We start from the raw sequence: 18449 nt of genomic DNA, 5'->3' as shown, positions 1-18449 counted from the left end.
GGATGTTCCGCCGTGCCGCGGCGTGCCGCCGTCGGCGCGGCCGGTCAGCCGAGGTGGTCCACGAGGCGCGAAGCGATGCCGGTGTAGCGCGCCGGGGTCAGCGCGAGCAGACGCTGTTCGGCCTCGTCGCTGAGTCCGAGGCTGCCGACGAACTCCCGCATGCGGTCCGCGTCCACGCGGCGGCCGCGGGTGAGGTCCTTGAGCCGCTCGTACGGGTCGTCGAGGCCGGGCACGCCCGCGATCGCCTCGGCGCGCATCACCATCTGCACCGCCTCGCCCAACACCTCCCAGTTCCCGTCGAGGTCCGCCGCGAGGACATCCTCGGCGACGTCGAGCCGGGCCAGGCCCTTCGCGACGTTGGAGACGGCGAGCAGCGAGTGGCCGAGGGCCACACCGATGTTGCGCTGGCTCGACGAGTCCGTCAGGTCGCGCTGCCAGCGCGAGGTGACGAGGGTCGACGCCAGGACATCGAGCAGCGCCGAGGAGATCTCCAGGTTCGCCTCCGCGTTCTCGAAGCGGATCGGGTTCACCTTGTGGGGCATGGTGGAGGACCCGGTGGCTCCCGCCACCGGGATCTGGGCGAAGTAACCGATGGAGATGTAGCTCCACACGTCGGTGCAGAAGTTGTGGAGGATCCGGTTGAAGCGGGCCACGTCCGCATACAGCTCCGCCTGCCAGTCATGCGACTCGATCTGCGTGGTCAGGGGGTTCCAGGTCAGCCCGAGGCCCTCCACGAAGGTGCGGGAGACATCCTGCCAGTCGACCTGCGGAACGGAGGCGTAGTGGGCGGCGTAGGTTCCGGTGGCGCCGTTGATCTTGCCGAGGAACTCGGTCGCCGCGATGCGCTCGAGCTGCCGGGTCAGGCGGTGCGCGACGACGGCCATCTCCTTGCCCAGTGTGGTGGGCGTGGCCGGCTGGCCGTGGGTGCGGGAGAGCATGGGGGTCTCTCTCGCGGTCCGCGCGAGGTCGGCGATCGCCGCCACGAGGCTGCGTGCGGCCGGGAGCCACGTCTCGACGATCGCCCCCCTGATGCCGAGGGCGTAGGAGAGGTTGTTGATGTCCTCCGACGTGCAGCCGAAATGGACGAGGGGCTTCAGTTGGCCGATACCGAGACCCTCCAGGCGCCGCCCGATGTAGTACTCCACGGCCTTCACGTCGTGGACGGTGACCGCCTCGATCTCGCCGAGTTCCGTTACCGCGTCGGCGTCGAAGGCGGTGACGATGGCCCGGAGGCCGGCTTCCTGCTCCGCGCTGAGCGGCTCCGTCCCGGGCAGCACGGCATGGCGCGTGAGGTGGATCAGCCATTCGACCTCCACGTGGACGCGGTCGCGGTTGAGTGCCGCCTCGGAGAGGAAATCGATGAGTGGGGCGACCGCCTCGCGGTACCGGCCGTCGAGCGGACCGAGGGTGAGCGACGTCCCCTCCCCTCGGGACAGTGCAGCGAATTCAACCCGGGAGGATGCGGAGTCAGCCATGGCTCCATCATTCCACGGCACGGCTGGGCGCCCGCCACGCCGCTGTCCACATAGCCGCCTGGGCCGCCTGGGCGTGTCCGGCAGCCTCCTAGCATGGACGGACGCCAGGGGAGAGGGTGGGCATGGACAGCCGGATGGATGCGGCAGGCCGGTGCGAACCCGGAGCGGCCGCCAGCCAGGCCGTCGCCGCCACCGGGGAGGCCCTGCGGTGGCATGCAGAACAGCTCCGCGAGATCCGTCGCCGTGCGCTGTCGGTGGCCGTTCTCTCCTGGGAGTCACCCGCCGGTGGCGCCTTCCGGGCCTATCTGGCCGAGCGGTGCACCGAGCTGACCCGGACCATCGACCTGCTGGAAACCACCATGGGGGACCTCGGCCTCTACGAGCACCTGCTGCGCGAGGCGGAACTGCAGCAGCAGGCCGGGCTGTGACGGACGGGCTCCTCCCGCTGCAGGGCGACGACGGCTTGCTGAGCATCGGCGGGGGAGTGGGAGGCACACGGTTCCAGTGGGATGAGCTGGAGGACGCCGCCCGGCTGCTCGACCGGCTCGCGGCGGACACCGTGGACGTCGCCTTCGCCATCGCGCACCTCGACCGCGACTTCCAGGAGCTGCCCTGGCGGTACTCCCACCTCCGGCCGGCCGACGGGATAGCAGGAACCTCCTACCAGGCGGCCGCCGCCCATCTGGGGGCCGCACGGGCCTCGGCCTCGGACAACTCCAGGGCGCTGTACTCCACCAGTGAGCGGTTGGGCGGGAGCCTGCGGGCCTACCATCTCGCCGATGACCTGGCCCGCGCCGCGACGGAGGCGGTGCGTTCCCGCAGTGAGGCGGTGGCGCGTTTCATCGCCCACGAGGCCTCCGGCCGGGGTGCGGCCGGTATCGGTCCTATCGAACTGCACACCGGGGACGAGGGTCCGGCGGTCCTCGACGGCACCGTCGCGGGTGTCGTCGATCGCCTGGCCGCGGTGGAGAACGAGGACCCAGGGACCTTCGAGGTGCTGCGAGCCGGAACGGCCGAGGACCCGGTCTACGTCGTCGTCCTCCCCGGCACGCAGTCCGGGCCGCTCGACGGTACGGCCGGGAGCAATCCCTTCGATGCGGGGGGGATCGTCGAGGCGTTCGGGGAGGACAGCCGCTTCATCGAGGCAGCAGTCCTGGAGTCCCTCCAACGGGCGGGGGCACAGGAGGGGGACGGGCTGATCGTCGCGGGCTACAGCCAGGGAGGCCTCCACGCCATGAACGTGGCCGGATCCGAGGCGGTGGGAAGCCGCTACGAGGTGCAGCTGGTCGTGACGGTCGGCACTCCCACCGGGACGGAGCGCACCGGGCCCGGCGAGTACCTCCATCTCGAGCATCGCGACGACACGGTGCCGCGGTTCGATGCGATGCACAACGCCGACGACCGCCACCGGACCACCGTGGTGCTCGGCAATCCGGTACCCGCGCCGGCCCGCCGGGAGGACGGCTCCGAGGAGCCTGCCGGTCTCGGGCAGGCGCACACGCTGCAGAACTACGCGGCCGGGGCGAGGCTGGTGGATGCCAGCGACGCCCCCTCCCTCGCGCCGGCAGCGGCCCTGCTCGCGACGGCGGCCGCAGCCGGGACGGTCCGCCGTTACTCGTTCGCGGCCACCCGGCGTCCCGGTCAGGCACGGGCCACCGAGCTCCCGGCGCAGCGCGCGCCCGGGAGGTCGGGTCTAGGCTAAGCCCATGACGTCGATCGATGATCTTCCCGCCGTGCCCTCGGACCAGACGCCCCCCGGCCAGGAATCCGGCGAGGCCGGCCGTCCCGCCGGCGTCCGGCCCCGCGGCGTCCTCGGGAAGCTGCCGCGCTACGCCGCCGGCAAGCCTCCGGTGGTGGTGGAGGGACTGGAGAGCTTCAAGCTGTCCTCGAACGAGAATCCGCTGCCGCCCCTTCCTGCGGTCCTCGAGGCGATCGCGGCCGAGACCTCGGTCAACCGGTACCCGGACCCCATGACGACGGCGCTGCGGACCGAACTGGCCGGATACCTCGGCGTTCCGCCCCTCGACATCGTCACCGGTGCGGGCAGCCTCGGTGCGCTGAACCAGATCCTCGCCACCTTCGCGGGGCAGAACGACTTCGACGCTCCCGACGAGGTGGTCTACGCATGGCGCTCCTTCGAGGCCTATCCGATCAGCGTCGGGCTCGCCGGCGCAGCCGGTGTGCAGGTCCCTGTCCTCCCGGACGGGAGGCACGACCTCGATGCCATGGCGGCCGCGATCACGGACCGCACGCGCATCATCCTGCTCTGCACGCCCAACAACCCCACCGGGCCCGTCCTCACGCGGACCGAGGTCGTCAACTTCCTGGAGCGGGTGCCTCGGCAGGTCGTGGTCGTGATCGACGAGGCGTACCAGGAGTTCGTCCGACACCCGGAGGCGGTCGACGGGATCGCCCTCTACCGGGATCACCCGAACGTCATCGTCCTCCGCACGTTCTCGAAGGCCCATGGGCTCGCCGGCCTGCGGGTGGGCTACTCCGTGGCCCGCCAGGAACTCACCGAGCACCTGCGCGTCAGCGCCGTCCCGTTCGCGGTGTCCCAGGTGGCCGAACACGCCGCCGTCGCGTCCCTCCGGCACATCGACGACGTCGACGCCCGGGTGCAGTCGATCGTCGACGAGCGCACGCGTGTGGCGGACGGGCTGCGGGACCTCGGCTGGACCGTCCCGGCGGCGGAGGGGAACTTCGTCTGGCTGGCGCTGGGGGACCACACGCAGGACTTCGCCGCAAAGGCCGCGGAGCAGGCCCTGTCGGTGCGGGCCTTCGGTGCAGAGGGTGTGCGCGTGACGATCGGCGAGCCGACCGCGAACAGCCGGTTCCTGGAACTGTGCCGAGGGTACAGCCACCGCCCGGTCGCCGGCTGAGGTCGTCTTAAATAGGCCCGAGGACGCGCGCTGGCTAGTCTTGGGGGATGCCGCGGGAACATATGTTTCCCGGTGTATGACTTACGGCACACATTCCACTAAAGGAATGTAACGGGTCGGGTGAGGAGCCAAGGATGAACAGCAGCCGATTGCCGGCCGCCGAATTCGACGTCGAGGAAGTGGTGCGCGCGGCTCATCCCGCGGACACCGCCGACCTGGAGCCCGGCACGGAGATGCTGCGCGTCCTCTCGCCCGACGGCACGATGGCGAGCGGCCTGAGTGCGCGGATCGCCGGCGAGACCGTCGACTTCACCCCCTACCTTGCGGCTGACGCCGAGCACCTCCGCTCGCTGTACCGCGACATGTTCCTCATCCGCCGCTTCGACCAGGAGTCGACGGCCCTCCAGCGCCAGGGCCAACTGGCGCTCTGGGTGCCGCTCACGGGTCAGGAGGCCGCGCAGATCGGCTCCGGCAGGGCCCTCGCCCCCCAGGACTACGCCTTCCCCACCTACAGGGAGCATGGCGTCGCCCTGACCCGCGGCGTCGAGTTCGCCGAGATCCTCCGCCTGTTCCGGGGTGTGACCAACGGTGGCTGGGATCCCCGGGAGCGGAACTTCCACCTCTACACGCTGGTGCTGGCCGCCCAGTCCCTGCACGCCGTCGGCTACGCGATGGGCATGCAGCGCGACCAGCTCGCCGATCCGTCCCTGCCTCCCGCAGCCTCCGTCGCGTACTTCGGCGACGGCGCGAGCTCGGAGGGCGACGTCCACGAATCGATGGTCTTCGCCGCGTCCTTCGACGCCCCCGTCGTGTTCTTCTGCCAGAACAACCAGTGGGCCATCTCCGTCCCGTCGAGCGTGCAGGCGAAGGTTCCCCTCGCGCAGCGCGCGGCGGGCTACGGCTTCCCGGGCATCCGCGTGGACGGCAACGACGTCGTCGCCGTCGAGGCGGTCACACGCTGGGCGCTCGAGCACGCGCGGTCCGGCAGGGGGCCGGTGCTCATCGAGGCCTACACCTACCGGATGAGCGCCCACACCACCGCGGACGACCCCACCAAGTACCGGCTGTCCCGCGACGAGCAGGAGTGGCAGCCCCGCGACCCGCTGGTCCGCCTCGAGTCCCACCTCCGCTCGACCGGTCTGGCCGACGACACGTTCTTCGGAGATCTCGACGCCGAGGCTCGCACCATGGCCACCGAGCTGCGGCGGGCCGTGCTGGCCATGACGGCGCCGGACCTCGCCGACCGGTTCGCCGCCGTCTACGCGGAACCGCACCCCCTCATCCAGGAGGAGCTGCGGTTCTTCGAGCAGTACGAGGCCGGATTCGCCGATGAAGGGAAGCACGCCTGATGGTGACCATGACCATCGCCAAGGCGATCAACGAAGGGCTGCGGGCGTCGCTCGCCAACGACCCGAAGACCCTGCTGATGGGCGAGGACATCGGGGAGCTCGGCGGCGTCTACCGCGTCACCGACGGCCTGAAGAAGGACTTCGGGGCCCTGCGCGTCGTCGACTCCCCGCTCGCCGAGTCCGGCATCATCGGCACCGCGATCGGTCTCGCCCTGCGCGGCTACCGTCCTGTCTGCGAGATCCAGTTCGACGGCTTCGTGTTCCCGGGCTTCAACCAGATCACCACGCAGCTCGCGAAGCTCCGAACCCGCAGCGACGGCATGCTGAGCGCGCCCGTGGTCATCCGGATCCCGTACGGCGGTGGGATCGGCAGCGTGGAGCACCACTCGGAATCGCCCGAGGCCCTCTTCGCCCACACCGCCGGGCTGCGGATCATCACGCCCTCCAACGCGCAGGACGCCTACTGGATGATCCAGCAGGCCGTCACGTGCGAGGACCCCGTGATCGTGTTCGAGCCGAAGCGGCGCTACTGGCTCAAGGGGGAGGTGGACACCTCCGCCCCTGCGGCGGACCCCTTCTCCGCGCAGGTCCTGCGGCAGGGGAGCGATGCGACCATCGTGGCCTACGGACCGCTGGTGCCCGTGGCGCTGGCCGCGGCCGCCGCAGCCGAGGACGACGGGCGCCAGGTGGAGGTGATCGACCTGCGGTCCATCTCACCGATCGACTTCGACACCGTCACGGAGTCGGTGACCCGGACCGGCCGACTGATCGTGGCCCACGAGGCTCCGACCTTCGGCGGTATCGGCGGGGAGATCGCCGCGCGGATCTCCGAGCGCGCGTTCCTGTCGCTCGAGGCGCCCGTCATCCGCGTGGGCGGCTTCCACATGCCCTACCCGGTGGCCCGCGTGGAGGAGCAGTACCTGCCGGACATCGACCGCATCCTCGAGGCACTCGACCGTGCCTTCGCATACTGAAGGACCCCCATGACGCTCAATACGTTCAACCTGCCCGACGTCGGTGAGGGCCTCACCGAGGCGGAGATCGTGCAGTGGAAGGTGGCGCCCGGGGCCACGGTGTCGGTCAACGACATCATCTGCGAGATCGAGACCGCGAAGTCCCTCGTCGAGCTCTCCTCCCCGTACGCCGGCACCGTCTCCGAACTGCTCGTCGCCGAGGGCGAGACCATCGAGGTGGGCACGCCCATCATCTCCGTCGAGGACGCAGAGTCCGCTCCGGAGGCGGCGCACGACGGCGGTCAGGATGGGGCCGCGTCGGACGCACCGGTGCATGACGGCGGACCCGACGGAGACGTCGACCGGGTGATCGAGGCCGATGCCGAGGCCGCCGCCTCCCGGCAGGACGCCATCGGCACAGCCGACGATGGGCCCGTTCCCGTGCCCCGGATGCCGGGTGAATTCTCCGGGGCGGAGTCCGGTGCAGCCGGCGTGCAGGCCGCGCCCGGCACTGCCGCCCCGGAGGTCACACCCGGGCCGCTCGTCGGCACGGGACCGAAGGCCGATGCCGTGAAGCGTCGTCCCCGCAAGCAGCAGGGGGCCCCCGGTGCGGGACACGTGGCGCCGTCGTCCGGTGCAGGCAGGCCTGCGTCCGGCCCGGCGTCCCCGGCACCCGCCGCGCAGGCACCGGCCCCTGCCGGCTCGACTGCTCCCGACCCGGCCGCGCCGGCCACCCGGGAGTCCGCCGGACGGAGTGCACCGCAGCCGGCCGCGGAGCCGCCCGCCCGGGTGAACCCGCTCAACCAGCTCATCAACCGCGTGCTCGCGAAGCCCCCGGTCCGCAAGGCCGCCCGCGACCTCGGCATCAACCTGGCGGACGTCCCCGCCACCGGGTCCGCGGGAGAGGTCACCAAGCAGGACCTCATGAGCTACCAGTCCCAGCGCGACGCCGAACAGGACGGCGCCGACTCCTTCTGGGCGGACCGGAAGGTGCTCGGCGGCGGCCGGATCGAGCGCATCCCGGTCAAGGGCGTCCGCAAGGCGACGGCCCGGGCGATGGTGCAGAGCGCCTTCACGGCGCCGCACGTCAGCATCTTCGTGGATGTCGACGCCTCCCGGACCATGGAGTTCGTCAAACGCCTGAAGGCGTCCCGCGACTTCGAGGGCATCAAGGTCTCACCCCTGCTGATCCTCGCCAAGGCCGTCATCTGGGCCGCCGCACGCAACCCGTCGGTCAATGCCACCTGGTCCGACGACGAGATCCTCGTCAAGCACTTCATGAACCTCGGCATCGCCGCCGCGACCCCGAGGGGACTCATGGTGCCCAACATCAAGGACGCCCAGGACCTCTCGCTCAAGGAGCTGGCGCTCGCGCTGAACGACCTGGCGACGACGGCGCGGGCCGGCAAGACCCAGCCGGCGCAGATGCAGGGAGGCACCCTGACGATCACCAACATCGGGGCGCTCGGCATCGACACGGGAACGCCGATCATCAATCCGGGTGAGGTGGCGATCGTGGCGTTCGGCACCATCAAGCAGAAGCCGTGGGTGCTCGACGGCGAGGTCATCCCGCGCTGGATCACCACGCTGGGCGGCTCGTTCGACCACCGTGTGGTGGACGGCGACCTCAGTGCGCGCTTCATGGCCGACGTCGCCTCGATCCTCGAGGAGCCCGCGCTGCTGCTCGACTAGGGTGGGGTCATGAACCAGCCCCTTCCCGGCGACCGGCCCCGGAGGTCGCGTCCGCGCTACCCGCTGAGCAGGCTCCTGCTCGTGGTGGCCATCGGTTTCATCGCCTCGATCGCCCTGCAGATGGCGTTCCCGGGGCTGAACACGGTGGCGAGGCTGTCGATCCTCGTGATCGTCGCAGCGCTCATCTCCATCGCGGTGACGCTGCGCCAGCAGAAGCGGCCACCCCGGTAGCGATCAGACGGACGGGGTGCTGTTCTCCTCGATGGCCGTCCGCAGGATCGGAGCCAGCCGCCGCACGCCCTCGACGATGTCCTCGGGGGAGACGGCACTGAAGGCCAGCCGGAGCTTGTTGGACGGATCGTCCGACGGCGAGAACGCGGCGCCGGGGATGAAGACGACGCCGGCGTCGATCGCCGTGTACAGCAGGGGATAGGTGTTGATGCCCTCGGGAAGGGTGACCCAGACGAAGAATCCGCCGTCGGGGGTGGTCCAGTGCACGCCGTCGGGCAGTTCCTCGGCGAGGGCACCGAGCATCGCCTCGCACCGCTCCCGGTACAGCGCGCGCATCGAGCGCAGGTGGCCGCGCCAGTCGTACTCCGTGAGGTACGCGGTCACCAGCATCTGGGTGAGCGGCGACGGGCACAGCACCACCGCCTCGCAGGCGAGGTAGAACCGCCGGTAGAGGTGCCGGGGCACCAGCGCCCAGCCGAGCCTCACGCCGGGCGCGAAGATCTTCGAGAAGGAGCCGAGGTAGATGACGTCGTCGGGGTTGTCCGCGCGCATGGGCTTCAGCGGTTCGCCGTCGAAGCGCAGCATCCCGTAGGGGTTGTCCTCGAGGACGAGGATGTTGTGGGCCCGGCAGATGTCGACGACGCGCTGGCGGCGGTCGGCCGCCATCGTGATGCCGCTCGGGTTGTTGAAGCTCGGGATCGTGTACAGGAGCTTGATGGCGCGGCCCTGCGCCTCGAGGTCGGCGATGGTGCGTTCCAGCGCATCGGGGACCAGCCCGGCGTCGTCCATGGGGACGGTCACGACGTCGACCTCGTAGGCCTCGAACGTGTTGAGCGCGCCGACGTAGGTGGGGTCCTCGCAGAGGATCACGTCGCCCGGGTTGCAGAACACCTTGGCCGCGACGTCCTGAGCCGACTGCGAGCCGGTGGTGATGACGACGTCGTCGGGGCTGGCACCCTCGATGCCCTCGGCCGCCATGACGTCGCACACGAGCCGCCGGAGTTCCTCCATGCCCTGGCCGCCGCCGTACTGCAGCGCCTCGAGGCCGTGCTCGGCGATGATCTTCTGCGCCGTGCGCCCGAGGTCATCGAGCGGGAGGGACTTGAGGTAGGGGCTGCCGCCGGCCAGGGACACGAGCCCGGGGCGGATGGAGATGTCGAAGACGTCGCGCACCGCGGACTGCTTGATGTTCGCGGCCCGCACCGAGAACAGCGCATCGTGGCGGTTGGCGGAATCGACCGCCCGCTCGAGGGCGGCCTCGGTCTCGGCGGGCAGGACGTCGGCAGGGGCTTCGCTGGAGGATGTCACGCCCAGAGTCTAGGCGCGGGTTCACCATCAGGCAACAGGTGTTGCACCACGGTGCGCCGCCGGGGGGCTAGACCCAGCCCGCCTCGCGCGCCTTCAGCGCGGCCTGGAAGCGGCTCTCCGCCCGCAGGGTGTCCAGCATCCACGCGATGTGCCGGCGGCAGGTCCTCACGTTGATGTCCAGGCGGCGCGCTATCGACTCGTCGGACAGCCCGTTGGCGAGGCCCTGGATGATGGAGCGCTGCAGGCTGCTCAGCGGCGACGCGATCTGCCCGGGCGCGAGGAAGGACTCGCTGATCTCCCAGGCGACGTCGAACAGGTGCGTGAAGATGTGGATCAGGCTCGCGTCCCTGATGACGAGGGCCGCCTTGTCGTCACGCGTGAGCTGGCGGCCGACGAGCGCCAGCTTGTCGTCGAAGATGAGGATGCGCAGGGGGATGAACGGCAGCACGTTGAACTCGCCCCCGCCGGCGGCGATCGCCTCGACGGCCTTGCGGGTGGGCACGTGGTCGCGCGTGCTCGTGTCGTAGAGCGTCCGGCGCCGGACCCCGTTCTCGAGCAGCTCGAGATCCTTCCGGACGCTCTCCTCGTGCACGTCCGCCGTCGAGCCCTGGCCCGGCTGGGCGATGTACACCTTCTCGGTGACGTCGCGTCCGTAGTCGATCAGCACCCGGTGGATCAGGTGGGGGTCCTCGAGCGTCTCCACGGATGTGCTGGCCAGGACGCTCTTGCGCGCCTCGAGGAAGGTCGGGAGGAGGCTCGAGAGCTCACGCCGCTGGCCGCTGATGCGCGACTTGAGTTCCTGCATGGCGCGCTCGTCGGCGTCCACGAGGTCCGCGAGCGCGACGTCCGGCGAGACAGCGACGAGTCCGTCCGGCCGGCCCGCCTCGGGACTGAGCAGCCGGCGCTCGGCGAGCTCCCCGATGGCCGTCTCGATCCGGCGCAGGGTGAGGCCGAGGGCCTCCGAGGCCTCCGCGCGCGTCCACCCGGGGTGCCCGACGGCGTAGCGGTACAGCTCGAGCGATGTCGCATCCAGCATGAGCAGCAGTCCTTGTCCCGGGTCGCCGGCGCAGCAACAGCCGATCAGGCGGTGAAAAACATGACATGTCCAGTTAATGACAGATCGGGGGAGGTGGCAATCCGGGGAGGCCGGGCGAGCCGTCCAGCCCCGTGATTCCGCGGTTCTCCGCACCGCTCAGCAGCGTAACAGCCGGGCGCGGCGGAGGTCCGCGTCCTGTTCGCGGCATGTCCACAAACGGCCACCGGGACCGCTGGACAGCGTCGGCCCGTGCCGGACATTCTGAGTGAGCCGGTCTGCAGGCGGCCCGAACGGGGCTTCCGGAGCGACCGGCCACTGCGGATCAGCAGTGCGGCACAGCTCGACCACCCGGGAGACCGGCAAGGAAGGATCGCCATGAAGAAAGTACTCGGCGCAACTGCGGGCCTGTTGATCGTGGTGGGGGCTGTTCTGCCGGCAGGCCAGTCCATCAGCGCAGCGAGCTGGGACTGGCCCAAGAGCCAGGCCACGGCGGGAAGCTGGGACTGGCCGAAGTAGAGCAGGAGCCCTCCGGACTAGAGCCCGGAGGCCCCAGAGCCCGCCCCAGCGGGGATGACCACAGACCCTGAAGGAGAGAGCCATGAGCCAGGTGACCGCCGTTCGAACCGCCTCACGGACGGCAGTCAGCACTCAGTGGTGGCATCTCTCCCTCTCGACGGGTGGCTTCGATGTAGCGGACGGCATCATCGAAGAGCTGGTCACCCCGCTGGTGGCGCAGGCTCAGGCACTCGGCGCCAAGCGCTGGTACTTCAGCCGGAGCGAGGACGCGTCCACGGGCGTCGTCAGCCGGGTCCGGCTCAGCATCCATGCCCACCCGCGCGTCCTCGAACGCCTGCGGGCCTTCCAGCGCGCACTCCAGGTACGCAGCGCCCCGGCGCTGCCCCTGCTGGTGGTGCGCCAGCAGTTCACGGCACCCGCGAGCAACACCTACTACTCCGGGGGCCAGGAGCCGGCCGACCCGCAACTCGAGGCGAACCTCGTGAAGTACGGCGGCGTGGAGGGGCTCCACCTCGCGGAGGAGGTCTTCGAGCTCAGTTCGGAATTCGCCATCTGGGCCAATCAGCGGTTCCCCCGCATGCAGAGCCGTTCCGCGCTCGGAGCGCTGGTGCTCTTCGACGCGGCGCAGAGCATGATGCGCGGTCCCCGCTCCGCCGGCTGGCCGGACCGCCGTCGTCTGTCCTGGGATTTCTACTGGGACAGCCACCTGCGCACCTGCACGGCCGACGTCGGTCCGCGTGCCGCCGGTGTCCGCGAGGCCATGACGGCCCAGGTGGCCTCCAAGGCCACGGGCTTCCACGCCCTCATGGCCGCCACCGCGTCCGAGTCGGCGGTGCACAACTGGCGACGCCGGTGGTTCCGGGCGCTCGACACCTACCTGTACCGTGCGGACAAGGTGCGCGTCAGCCGCAGCGCGCAGCACCTCACGGTGTACCAGGCGCACATGACCCTCAACCGCCTCGGTTTCGTGGCCCGTGAAGAGGCGGCGCTGGGACTGTATGCACGGACATGGAAGCCCGTGTCCGCCGGACCCGTCGAGCGAAGGACAGCATCATGACCGCAAGGAACACCCTCGTACTCGCTCATGACGACGCCGATCTCTCCGAGGCCCTGGGCTGCTCGTCGGAGACCGTGGAGTCCATGCAGCACGACGGCGTGCTCGAGTCGCAGGGCCAGCTCTGGGAGATCGGGCCGGCGCAGGACTATCTGCGCGACGCCGCCTGGGCGGACAACCTCTGGCACTGATGCTTCCCCCGACGCACTGACCGCCCCTCGGAGGGATCGGGTTCGCCCCAGGTACTCACCGGCCCGAACGGGCGCCTCCCGGTGTTCTTCGGCACGAACAGCACGACGCCGGCGCTGCATGCGCCGGCGTCGTGCTGTTCAGAGGGTGCCGTTGCAGGTCCCCCACCCGAGGTGGTTGCTCACGGCGTCCGCGATACCCGGGCGGGTATCAGGCGGCGACCGGTGTCACTGCGCCTGCGAGGGCCGAGAGCACGTCGTTGACCGCGCCGGCCACCTCGGCGTCGTCCTTGGGGTGCAGCTCGGCGAAGCGCGTGATGGAGCCGCCGATGGAGAGCTTTGCGTCGTCGACCACCGAGGCGCCGGCGACGCCGAGCGCGCGGCGGGCCTCGTCGTGCGCCCACACTCCGCCGTACTGGCCGAAGGCGGAGCCGATGACGGCGGCGGGCTTGCTCGAGATGGCTCCGGCACCGTACGGGCGGGACAGCCAGTCGATGGCGTTCTTCAGTACGGCGGGCATCGTCCCGTTGTACTCGGGGGAGACGAGCAGCACGGCGTCGGCGTCGGCAGCAGCGGCCCGGAGGTCGTCGGCGGCCTTCGGGCGGTCGGTGTCGTTGTCGATGTCCTCGTTGTAGAAGGGGATGTCACTCAGCGCGTCGAAGGTGACGACATCGACGGCGTCCGGGGCGTGCTCCGCGGCGGCCTCGGCGAGCTGGCGGTTGATGGAACCCTCCCGCAGGCTGCCGACGAGGGTGAGGATCGTGGTGGACATGAGTACTCCCGAAGTAGTGTGACCGTGCGGTCGAGGCTGACAGGAGGCGCACCGGCTGCGCCCACCGTATCTAAGCGGACCGCGGTCCGCTTTATTCCCCGACTATAGTTGCGGCATGCAGGGCGAGGAATTGCTCCGGGTCACGGGCGACGACGGAGAGCGTACCGATGCGGCGCGCAACCGGCGCCTGCTGCTGGACGCCGCCGCCGAGATCGTGGCGCTCCACGGACCCGACAAGCTCACCACGGAGGGTGTCGCACGCCGTGCGGGCGTCGGCAAGGGTACCGTCTTCCGCCGGTTCGGCAGCCGGGCGGGCCTCCTCCACGCCCTCGCCGACGAGGCCGGGCGCTCCTTCCAGCAGGCGTTCATGGCAGGGCCGCCTCCCCTCGGGCCGGGAGCAGCCCCCCTCGACCGGCTCATCGCCTTTGGGGAGGCGAGCATCGCGAGGATGCACTTCGACGGGCAGATCCTGCGCGCGGCGGAGCAGCGGGGCGGACCGGATCCCGAGCACCCGACGCAGCAGCTCATCCGGCTGCACCTGTCCCTGCTGCTGCGCCAGCTCGGCGTCCAGGACCCCGAACTGGCCTCCTACCAGCTGGCGGCCTTCCTGAACGCCGGACTCCTGCTGCACCTGCAGGAGCACCGGGGCATGTCCACCGCCCGCCTCTGCGAGTCCTGGCGCACCCTCGTCGCAGCGCTCGCGGCGCAGGGTCCGGCCCCGGATCGCACCTCGGATCGCAGCTTGGACCATGTCCTGGATCGCGCTTCGGACAGCGTCCTGGATCGCCCCTCCGATGCGGGCAGGGAGTGCACGTGAAGGCGGTCCTGGTCGGTTTCGGCCATGCCGGCCGGGTCTTCCACGCCCCGCTCATCGCGCACGATCCCGATCTCGAGCTCGCCGCCGTCGTCGTGCGCAGCCTGGACCGCCAGAGGGCCGCGCGCTCCGACTGTCCGTCCGCCGTCGTCGTCGCGACACTGGAGGAGGCCCTGCAGGCGGTGCCGGACGCGGAGCTCGCCGTGATCGCCACGCCCCCGGCCACCCATGCAGCCCTCGCCGCCGCCGCGCTCGGCAGGGGACTGCACGTGGTGGTGGAGAAGCCCTTCGTGGTGCACGCAGAGGACGGAGAGTGGCTGATCGAGGCTGCACGGGCGGCGCGGCGGCTGCTCGTCCCGTTCCACAACCGGCGCTGGGACGGTGACTTCCTGACCGTGCAGGCACTGGTGGTCTCGGGTGCGCTCGGGAGGGTGCGCATCGTCGAGTCTGCGATGGAGTCCTGGAAGCCGTCCATCACCAAGCCCTGGAAGCGTGACGCCGGGACGGACGACGGTGGAGGTGTCCTCTACGACCTCGGCTCCCACCTGATCGACCAGGCGCTCGTCCTGTCCGGGCCGGCCGTGCCGGTCGCCGCGGAGCTGCGGCTGGACCGGGACGACGCCGCCGCGGAGGACTCGCTGTTCCTCGTCCTCGAGCACGACGGCGGCGTCACGAGTCACCTCCGCGCGGGCACGCTCGTCCCTTTGGCCCGTCCCCGCTTCCACGTCACGGGAACGATCGGCGGGCTCACCATCACCGGCACGGACCCGCAGGAGGAGCTGCTGGCGGCCGGTGTCCTCCCGGAGGATACGGCCGCCGCGCATGAGGTCGGGAGCGGGGAGGGCGAGCGCGGGCTGCTCGGCCGCGCCGGGACCACGGAGCCCGTGAGGGTCGGTCCGGGCACGTATCCGTCCTTCTACGCCGGCGTCGTCGCGGCAATCCGGGGGATCGGGCCCCCACCGGTCGCGGCGGAGGACGCCGTCGCCGTGGTGCGCATCATCGAGCAGGTCCACGCGTCCTTCCCGGTCCGGCGAGCGACAGGACACCTGCCCGACTAGACGAGCGCTGCCCAGTCCTCCGCGAGGTCGAGGCCGTGCGCCTCCGAGACCGAGTGGTGCGCCACCTGGCCCGCTGCGACGTTCAGTCCGCGCGCGAGCGCCGCGTCCGCTTCGAAGGCGCCGCGGACGCCCTTGTCCGCCAGCGCGACGGCGTAGCGGAGCGTCACGTTGGTCAGGGCGTACGTCGAGGTGTTGGGGACCGCGCCGGGCATGTTGCCCACGCAGTAGAAGAGCGATCCGTGGACGGTGAAGGTGGGGTCCTCGTGGGTGGTGACGCGGGAGTCCTCGAAGCACCCGCCCTGGTCCACGGCGATGTCCACGAGGACGCTGCCGGGCTTCATGCGGGCCACGAGGGCGTTGGTCACGAGCTTCGGTGCGCGTGCACCCGGGATCAGGACGGACCCGATCACCAGGTCGGCCTCCAGTACGGACTTCTCGATCTCCAGGGAGTTCGACGCGACGGTCTTCACGCGGCCCGCATACAGGGCGTCGATCTCGCGGAGGCGCGCGATGTTGATGTCGAGGATGGTCACCTCAGCGCCGGTGCCGACGGCCATGGCCGTCGCGTTGGTGCCCGCGACACCCGCACCGAGGACGGCGACCTTGGCGGGACGGACACCGGCAACACCGCCGAGCAGCAGGCCGGGGCCTCCGGCGGGAGCGGTCATGACCTGTGCGCCCACCTGGACGGAGAGGCGGCCGGCAACCTCGGACATTGGGGCGAGCAGGGGCAGGGCGCGCCCGTCCTGAACCGTCTCGTACGCGATCGCGGTGACGCCGGCGTCGAGGAGTGCGCGGGTCAGCTCGGGTTCCGCAGCGAGGTGGAGGTAGGTGAAGAGGACGAGCCCCTTGCGGAAGCGGTGGTACTCCGCGGCAACGGGTTCCTTGACCTTCAGCACCATGTCGGCGCGCGCCCACACGTCGTCTGCGGCGTCGACGAGCTCGGCGCCCGCGGCCTCGTACTCGACGTCCGAGATGCTCGAGCCCACGCCCGCGCCGCGCTCCACGAGCACGGTGTGGCCGTGCGCGCGGAACTCGTGCACACCGGAGGCGGTGATGGCCACGCGGAACTCGTTGTTCTTCACTTCTTTGGGGACGCCGATGATCATTGGGTTCTCCAGGGTGCGATCGGGCTGATGGGGGTTCTCTCCAGAATAGGAGCGTCCGGGCACGGCACGCCCGGCCCTCAGCCGGAGCGCCGATGTCGGCAGCAGGCGTGCCTCCTGCGCTGCGCTGCAGAAGCCCGTCGCCACGCGCTCCACAGGAGATGTGACGTGGAGCACTAGCAGGCCGCGTCCTCAACCGCCATCGACAGATGTCGAGTTCCGCAGCGGCAATTGTCGCCCATAGCGGTCCACGCACCTATCGTGGAAGGGTGCAGAACCAGGCCATCGATGACGTCGTCGAGTCGATCGCGCAGAAGCTGGGCCGCGGACTGTCCCTCGAGGACCCGGACGGCGTCCTCCTCGCGTACAGCAGTCACCAGAGCACTGCGGACCGCGTCCGGGTCAATTTCCTGCTGAGCAAGCAGGTCCCGGCGGACGTCGACGAGTGGCAGCTCCGGCACGGCATCGCGCAGGCGGTCCGCGCCGTCGCCGTCCCCGCCAACGAGGACCTCGGGATGCTGGCCCGCGTCTGCGTCCCCCTGCTCGTGCGGGGGTTCCGGGTGGGCTATCTGTGGGTGCAGCAGCAGTCGAGCGCGGATCCCGCAGCTGACATCCTGGCCGCCCTGCCGGTCGTCCGACCGCTGACCGATCGCCTCGCCGAGCTCCTCCTCGAGACGGACGCGGCCTCCTCGGAACGCCGGACCCGGAGGGAGGCCACCTTCCTCGCCGCGTGCCGCGGGGTGGCAGCGGCGAGCGAGGAGCTGCGCGGGTGGCACGAGCTCGGCGGGAACGGCCCGTGGCGTCTTGCGGTGGTGCACGAGCTCGCGGCGGCGGCGCCCCCCGACATCGACGACCCGCATGAGGCCGCACTCCTCCAGCGCACGCTCGCGCTCCAGGCGACGGTCGGCGTCGCACCCGTGCTGTTCAGTGCCGGGGCCTCAGGGTTCTCGGTGCTCCTGTGTGCCGCCGGCGTCGGCGCCACCGCGCTGCAGCAGGTCCTCGACAGGTACCGGGCCGGGGTCGCCAAGCGCGCGGGCCGTCCGGCGGGCCGCATCCTCCTGGGGCTGAGCGAGCCCGTGGCCGATCCCCGAGACCTGGCCGAGGCCTTCGAACATGCCCAACATACCGTCCAGGCGGCAGCGGTGGACCCGCACCTCGGTGACGTGGCGTCCTATGCTGACATCGGCGTGTACCAGTTCCTCGGGACCGTCGGGTGGCAGGCGCCCGCGCACGGCAGCATCCGTTTCGGCGAGCTGAGCGAGGCCGACCGGGTGGAGGAACTGCTGCCGGTCCTGGAACTGCTGTACGACAAGAACGGCTCCGTGCAGGACGTCGCGGCCCAGCTCCACCTGCACCGCAGCAGCGTCTACAACCGCCTGGCGCGGATCCGCTCGGTCATCGGCGTCGATCCCCTCGCCGGGACGGTGCGGCTGGAACTGCATCTCGCCCTCAAGGCCCGCCGGTGGAGGTCCCGTCCCCGGTTCGGTCTCTCCTAGGGGCAGCGTGGGGCGGGAGCGCCGTCAGGGCGCCGTCTCACCCGCGACGGCGCCGGCAGGTGATCCCCGCGGTGTAGCTGGCTGCGGAGCCAGTCCTCGACGTCCGACCGCCGGAGGCGCCGGTGCGATCCGCGGTACTCGACCGGGAGGGTGCCGGCGTCCGTGAGCTTGCGGAGGTAGCTGTGCGAGATGCCTGCGAGTTCGGCCGCCTGCGAGGTGGTCAGCAGTTCGGCCACCGAGGTGACCTGGACGGCGTCACCGTCGGACAGGCGGGCGAGGAGGTCGACGACGGCGGCCTGCGCCTCGTCGGGGAGTCGGTGGGCCGTTCCGTCCACGAAGACGGTCACATCGGTGCTGTCGGTCAGTGCACGTCGCAGGGGTGCGGCCTGCTCGGGCGGGAGTGCTGCTGCGGATCGTGGTGCCCTGGCGGTCATGGGGTCATTGTGCCAGCAGCAGTAGCGCTCGAGTGGTGGCGGAGCGAAGTCGCGGGCCCTGCCCTTCCGCTATGAGTACTGCGGG

General features: G+C 70.7%; 19 protein-coding genes. 13 read left to right on the top strand and 6 right to left on the bottom strand.

Features of this window, described 5'->3' with window-relative positions:
- Nucleotides 1–44 precede the first annotated feature (44 nt).
- The gene (purB, locus tag ACX80N_RS04385) at nucleotides 45–1475 is read right to left on the bottom strand and encodes an adenylosuccinate lyase (protein WP_459338426.1); all 1431 of its coding nucleotides are present in this window, start codon (nucleotides 1473–1475) and stop codon (nucleotides 45–47) included.
- Between the two features lie 134 nt (nucleotides 1476–1609).
- On the opposite strand from purB, the gene ACX80N_RS04380 reads away from it, so the two are divergent.
- From ACX80N_RS04380 to ACX80N_RS04350, 7 genes are all read left to right on the top strand, one after another.
- Complete coding sequence (locus ACX80N_RS04380; RefSeq protein ID WP_459338425.1) at nucleotides 1610–1903, top strand: hypothetical protein; 294 nt, start codon at nucleotides 1610–1612, stop codon at nucleotides 1901–1903.
- Nucleotides 1900–3177: a hypothetical protein gene (locus ACX80N_RS04375; RefSeq protein WP_459338424.1), complete on the top strand. Its 1278-nt coding sequence runs from the start codon at nucleotides 1900–1902 to the stop codon at nucleotides 3175–3177. Before ACX80N_RS04380 ends, ACX80N_RS04375 begins: the two co-directional genes overlap by 4 nt.
- A gap of 4 nt (nucleotides 3178–3181) precedes the next feature.
- Nucleotides 3182–4357, top strand: coding sequence for a histidinol-phosphate transaminase (locus ACX80N_RS04370; RefSeq protein ID WP_459338423.1), 1176 nt, complete (start codon nucleotides 3182–3184; stop codon nucleotides 4355–4357).
- 134 nt (nucleotides 4358–4491) lie between these two features.
- Nucleotides 4492–5706 (top strand): pyruvate dehydrogenase (acetyl-transferring) E1 component subunit alpha, encoded by a 1215-nt coding sequence (gene pdhA, locus ACX80N_RS04365; protein ID WP_459338422.1) that lies wholly within the window; start codon nucleotides 4492–4494, stop codon nucleotides 5704–5706.
- Entirely contained in the window at nucleotides 5706–6680 is a 975-nt protein-coding gene (locus ACX80N_RS04360) for an alpha-ketoacid dehydrogenase subunit beta (RefSeq protein WP_105032008.1), read from the top strand. Before pdhA ends, ACX80N_RS04360 begins: the two co-directional genes overlap by 1 nt.
- Before the next feature lie 9 nt (nucleotides 6681–6689).
- Nucleotides 6690–8351: a 2-oxo acid dehydrogenase subunit E2 gene (locus ACX80N_RS04355; protein WP_459338421.1), complete on the top strand. Its 1662-nt coding sequence runs from the start codon at nucleotides 6690–6692 to the stop codon at nucleotides 8349–8351.
- 9 nt (nucleotides 8352–8360) lie between these two features.
- Nucleotides 8361–8582, top strand: coding sequence for a hypothetical protein (locus ACX80N_RS04350; protein ID WP_105032006.1), 222 nt, complete (start codon nucleotides 8361–8363; stop codon nucleotides 8580–8582).
- 3 nt (nucleotides 8583–8585) lie between these two features.
- Here ACX80N_RS04350 and ACX80N_RS04345 read toward each other — a convergent pair whose 3' ends face one another.
- Together ACX80N_RS04345 and ACX80N_RS04340 are read right to left on the bottom strand one after the other, a co-directional pair.
- Nucleotides 8586–9890, bottom strand: coding sequence for an aminotransferase-like domain-containing protein (locus tag ACX80N_RS04345; protein ID WP_459338420.1), 1305 nt, complete (start codon nucleotides 9888–9890; stop codon nucleotides 8586–8588).
- A gap of 67 nt (nucleotides 9891–9957) precedes the next feature.
- The gene (locus ACX80N_RS04340) at nucleotides 9958–10926 is read right to left on the bottom strand and encodes a helix-turn-helix transcriptional regulator (protein WP_459338419.1); all 969 of its coding nucleotides are present in this window, start codon (nucleotides 10924–10926) and stop codon (nucleotides 9958–9960) included.
- A gap of 375 nt (nucleotides 10927–11301) precedes the next feature.
- Here ACX80N_RS04340 and ACX80N_RS04335 point away from each other — a divergent pair, with 375 nt between their 5' ends.
- The 3 genes from ACX80N_RS04335 to ACX80N_RS04325 all read left to right on the top strand — a co-directional run bounded on the left by ACX80N_RS04335 (nucleotide 11302) and on the right by ACX80N_RS04325 (nucleotide 12687).
- Complete coding sequence (locus ACX80N_RS04335; protein WP_459338418.1) at nucleotides 11302–11442, top strand: hypothetical protein; 141 nt, start codon at nucleotides 11302–11304, stop codon at nucleotides 11440–11442.
- 82 nt (nucleotides 11443–11524) lie between these two features.
- A complete protein-coding gene (locus ACX80N_RS04330; RefSeq protein WP_459338417.1) occupies nucleotides 11525–12499 on the top strand; it encodes a lantibiotic dehydratase C-terminal domain-containing protein in 975 nt (324 codons plus the stop codon).
- On the top strand, nucleotides 12496–12687 hold the full coding sequence (locus ACX80N_RS04325) for a hypothetical protein (protein WP_105032002.1): 192 nt from the start codon (nucleotides 12496–12498) through the stop codon (nucleotides 12685–12687). The genes ACX80N_RS04330 and ACX80N_RS04325 overlap by 4 nt, the downstream gene beginning before the upstream one ends.
- Before the next feature lie 208 nt (nucleotides 12688–12895).
- Here ACX80N_RS04325 and ACX80N_RS04320 read toward each other — a convergent pair whose 3' ends face one another.
- Complete coding sequence (locus ACX80N_RS04320) at nucleotides 12896–13456, bottom strand: NAD(P)H-dependent oxidoreductase (protein ID WP_459338416.1); 561 nt, start codon at nucleotides 13454–13456, stop codon at nucleotides 12896–12898.
- Between the two features lie 115 nt (nucleotides 13457–13571).
- Between ACX80N_RS04320 and ACX80N_RS04315 the strand changes: the two genes are divergently transcribed.
- Together ACX80N_RS04315 and ACX80N_RS04310 are read left to right on the top strand one after the other, a co-directional pair.
- Nucleotides 13572–14273 carry a TetR/AcrR family transcriptional regulator gene (locus tag ACX80N_RS04315; protein WP_459338415.1) on the top strand — a complete coding sequence of 234 codons (702 nt, stop codon included), beginning with the start codon at nucleotides 13572–13574 and terminating at the stop codon, nucleotides 14271–14273.
- Nucleotides 14270–15328, top strand: a complete 1059-nt coding sequence (locus tag ACX80N_RS04310; RefSeq protein ID WP_459338414.1) for a Gfo/Idh/MocA family protein — start codon at nucleotides 14270–14272, stop codon at nucleotides 15326–15328. Before ACX80N_RS04315 ends, ACX80N_RS04310 begins: the two co-directional genes overlap by 4 nt.
- Here ACX80N_RS04310 and ald read toward each other — a convergent pair.
- Nucleotides 15325–16437 (bottom strand): alanine dehydrogenase, encoded by a 1113-nt coding sequence (ald, locus tag ACX80N_RS04305; protein WP_105031999.1) that lies wholly within the window; start codon nucleotides 16435–16437, stop codon nucleotides 15325–15327. The two genes, ACX80N_RS04310 and ald, sit on opposite strands and share 4 nt — an antisense overlap.
- Nucleotides 16438–16703: 266 nt before the next feature.
- Here ald and ACX80N_RS04300 point away from each other — a divergent pair, with 266 nt between their 5' ends.
- A complete protein-coding gene (locus ACX80N_RS04300) occupies nucleotides 16704–17930 on the top strand; it encodes a PucR family transcriptional regulator (protein WP_105031998.1) in 1227 nt (408 codons plus the stop codon).
- Here the strand turns inward: ACX80N_RS04300 and ACX80N_RS04295 are convergent.
- A complete protein-coding gene (locus tag ACX80N_RS04295) occupies nucleotides 17927–18364 on the bottom strand; it encodes a helix-turn-helix domain-containing protein (RefSeq protein WP_459338413.1) in 438 nt (145 codons plus the stop codon). The genes ACX80N_RS04300 and ACX80N_RS04295 overlap by 4 nt on opposite strands.
- Nucleotides 18365–18449: the final 85 nt, after the last annotated feature.

Source organism: Arthrobacter sp. MDT2-16, from assembly GCF_054510925.1.
The sequence above is the reverse complement of the archived record's forward strand: the minus strand, read 5'-3'. Positions and strand labels throughout refer to the sequence as shown.

Bases quoted from the DNA above. Each gene is read 5' to 3' on its own strand.
- ACX80N_RS04330 (WP_459338417.1), top strand. From the start codon at position 11,525: ATGAGCCAGGTGACCGCCGTTCGAACCGCCTCACGGACGGCAGTCAGC.
- ACX80N_RS04350 (WP_105032006.1), top strand. From the start codon at position 8,361: ATGAACCAGCCCCTTCCCGGCGACCGGCCCCGGAGGTCGCGTCCGCGC.
- ACX80N_RS04370 (WP_459338423.1), top strand. From the start codon at position 3,182: ATGACGTCGATCGATGATCTTCCCGCCGTGCCCTCGGACCAGACGCCC.
- ACX80N_RS04315 (WP_459338415.1), top strand. From the start codon at position 13,572: ATGCAGGGCGAGGAATTGCTCCGGGTCACGGGCGACGACGGAGAGCGT.
- pdhA (WP_459338422.1), top strand. From the start codon at position 4,492: ATGAACAGCAGCCGATTGCCGGCCGCCGAATTCGACGTCGAGGAAGTG.
- ACX80N_RS04325 (WP_105032002.1), top strand. From the start codon at position 12,496: ATGACCGCAAGGAACACCCTCGTACTCGCTCATGACGACGCCGATCTC.
- ACX80N_RS04295 (WP_459338413.1), bottom strand. From the start codon at position 18,364: ATGACCGCCAGGGCACCACGATCCGCAGCAGCACTCCCGCCCGAGCAG.
- purB (WP_459338426.1), bottom strand. From the start codon at position 1,475: ATGGCTGACTCCGCATCCTCCCGGGTTGAATTCGCTGCACTGTCCCGA.
- ACX80N_RS04335 (WP_459338418.1), top strand. From the start codon at position 11,302: ATGAAGAAAGTACTCGGCGCAACTGCGGGCCTGTTGATCGTGGTGGGG.
- ACX80N_RS04360 (WP_105032008.1), top strand. From the start codon at position 5,706: ATGGTGACCATGACCATCGCCAAGGCGATCAACGAAGGGCTGCGGGCG.
- ACX80N_RS04340 (WP_459338419.1), bottom strand. From the start codon at position 10,926: ATGCTGGATGCGACATCGCTCGAGCTGTACCGCTACGCCGTCGGGCAC.
- ACX80N_RS04380 (WP_459338425.1), top strand. From the start codon at position 1,610: ATGGATGCGGCAGGCCGGTGCGAACCCGGAGCGGCCGCCAGCCAGGCC.
- ald (WP_105031999.1), bottom strand. From the start codon at position 16,437: ATGATCATCGGCGTCCCCAAAGAAGTGAAGAACAACGAGTTCCGCGTG.
- ACX80N_RS04355 (WP_459338421.1), top strand. From the start codon at position 6,690: ATGACGCTCAATACGTTCAACCTGCCCGACGTCGGTGAGGGCCTCACC.
- ACX80N_RS04320 (WP_459338416.1), bottom strand. From the start codon at position 13,456: ATGTCCACCACGATCCTCACCCTCGTCGGCAGCCTGCGGGAGGGTTCC.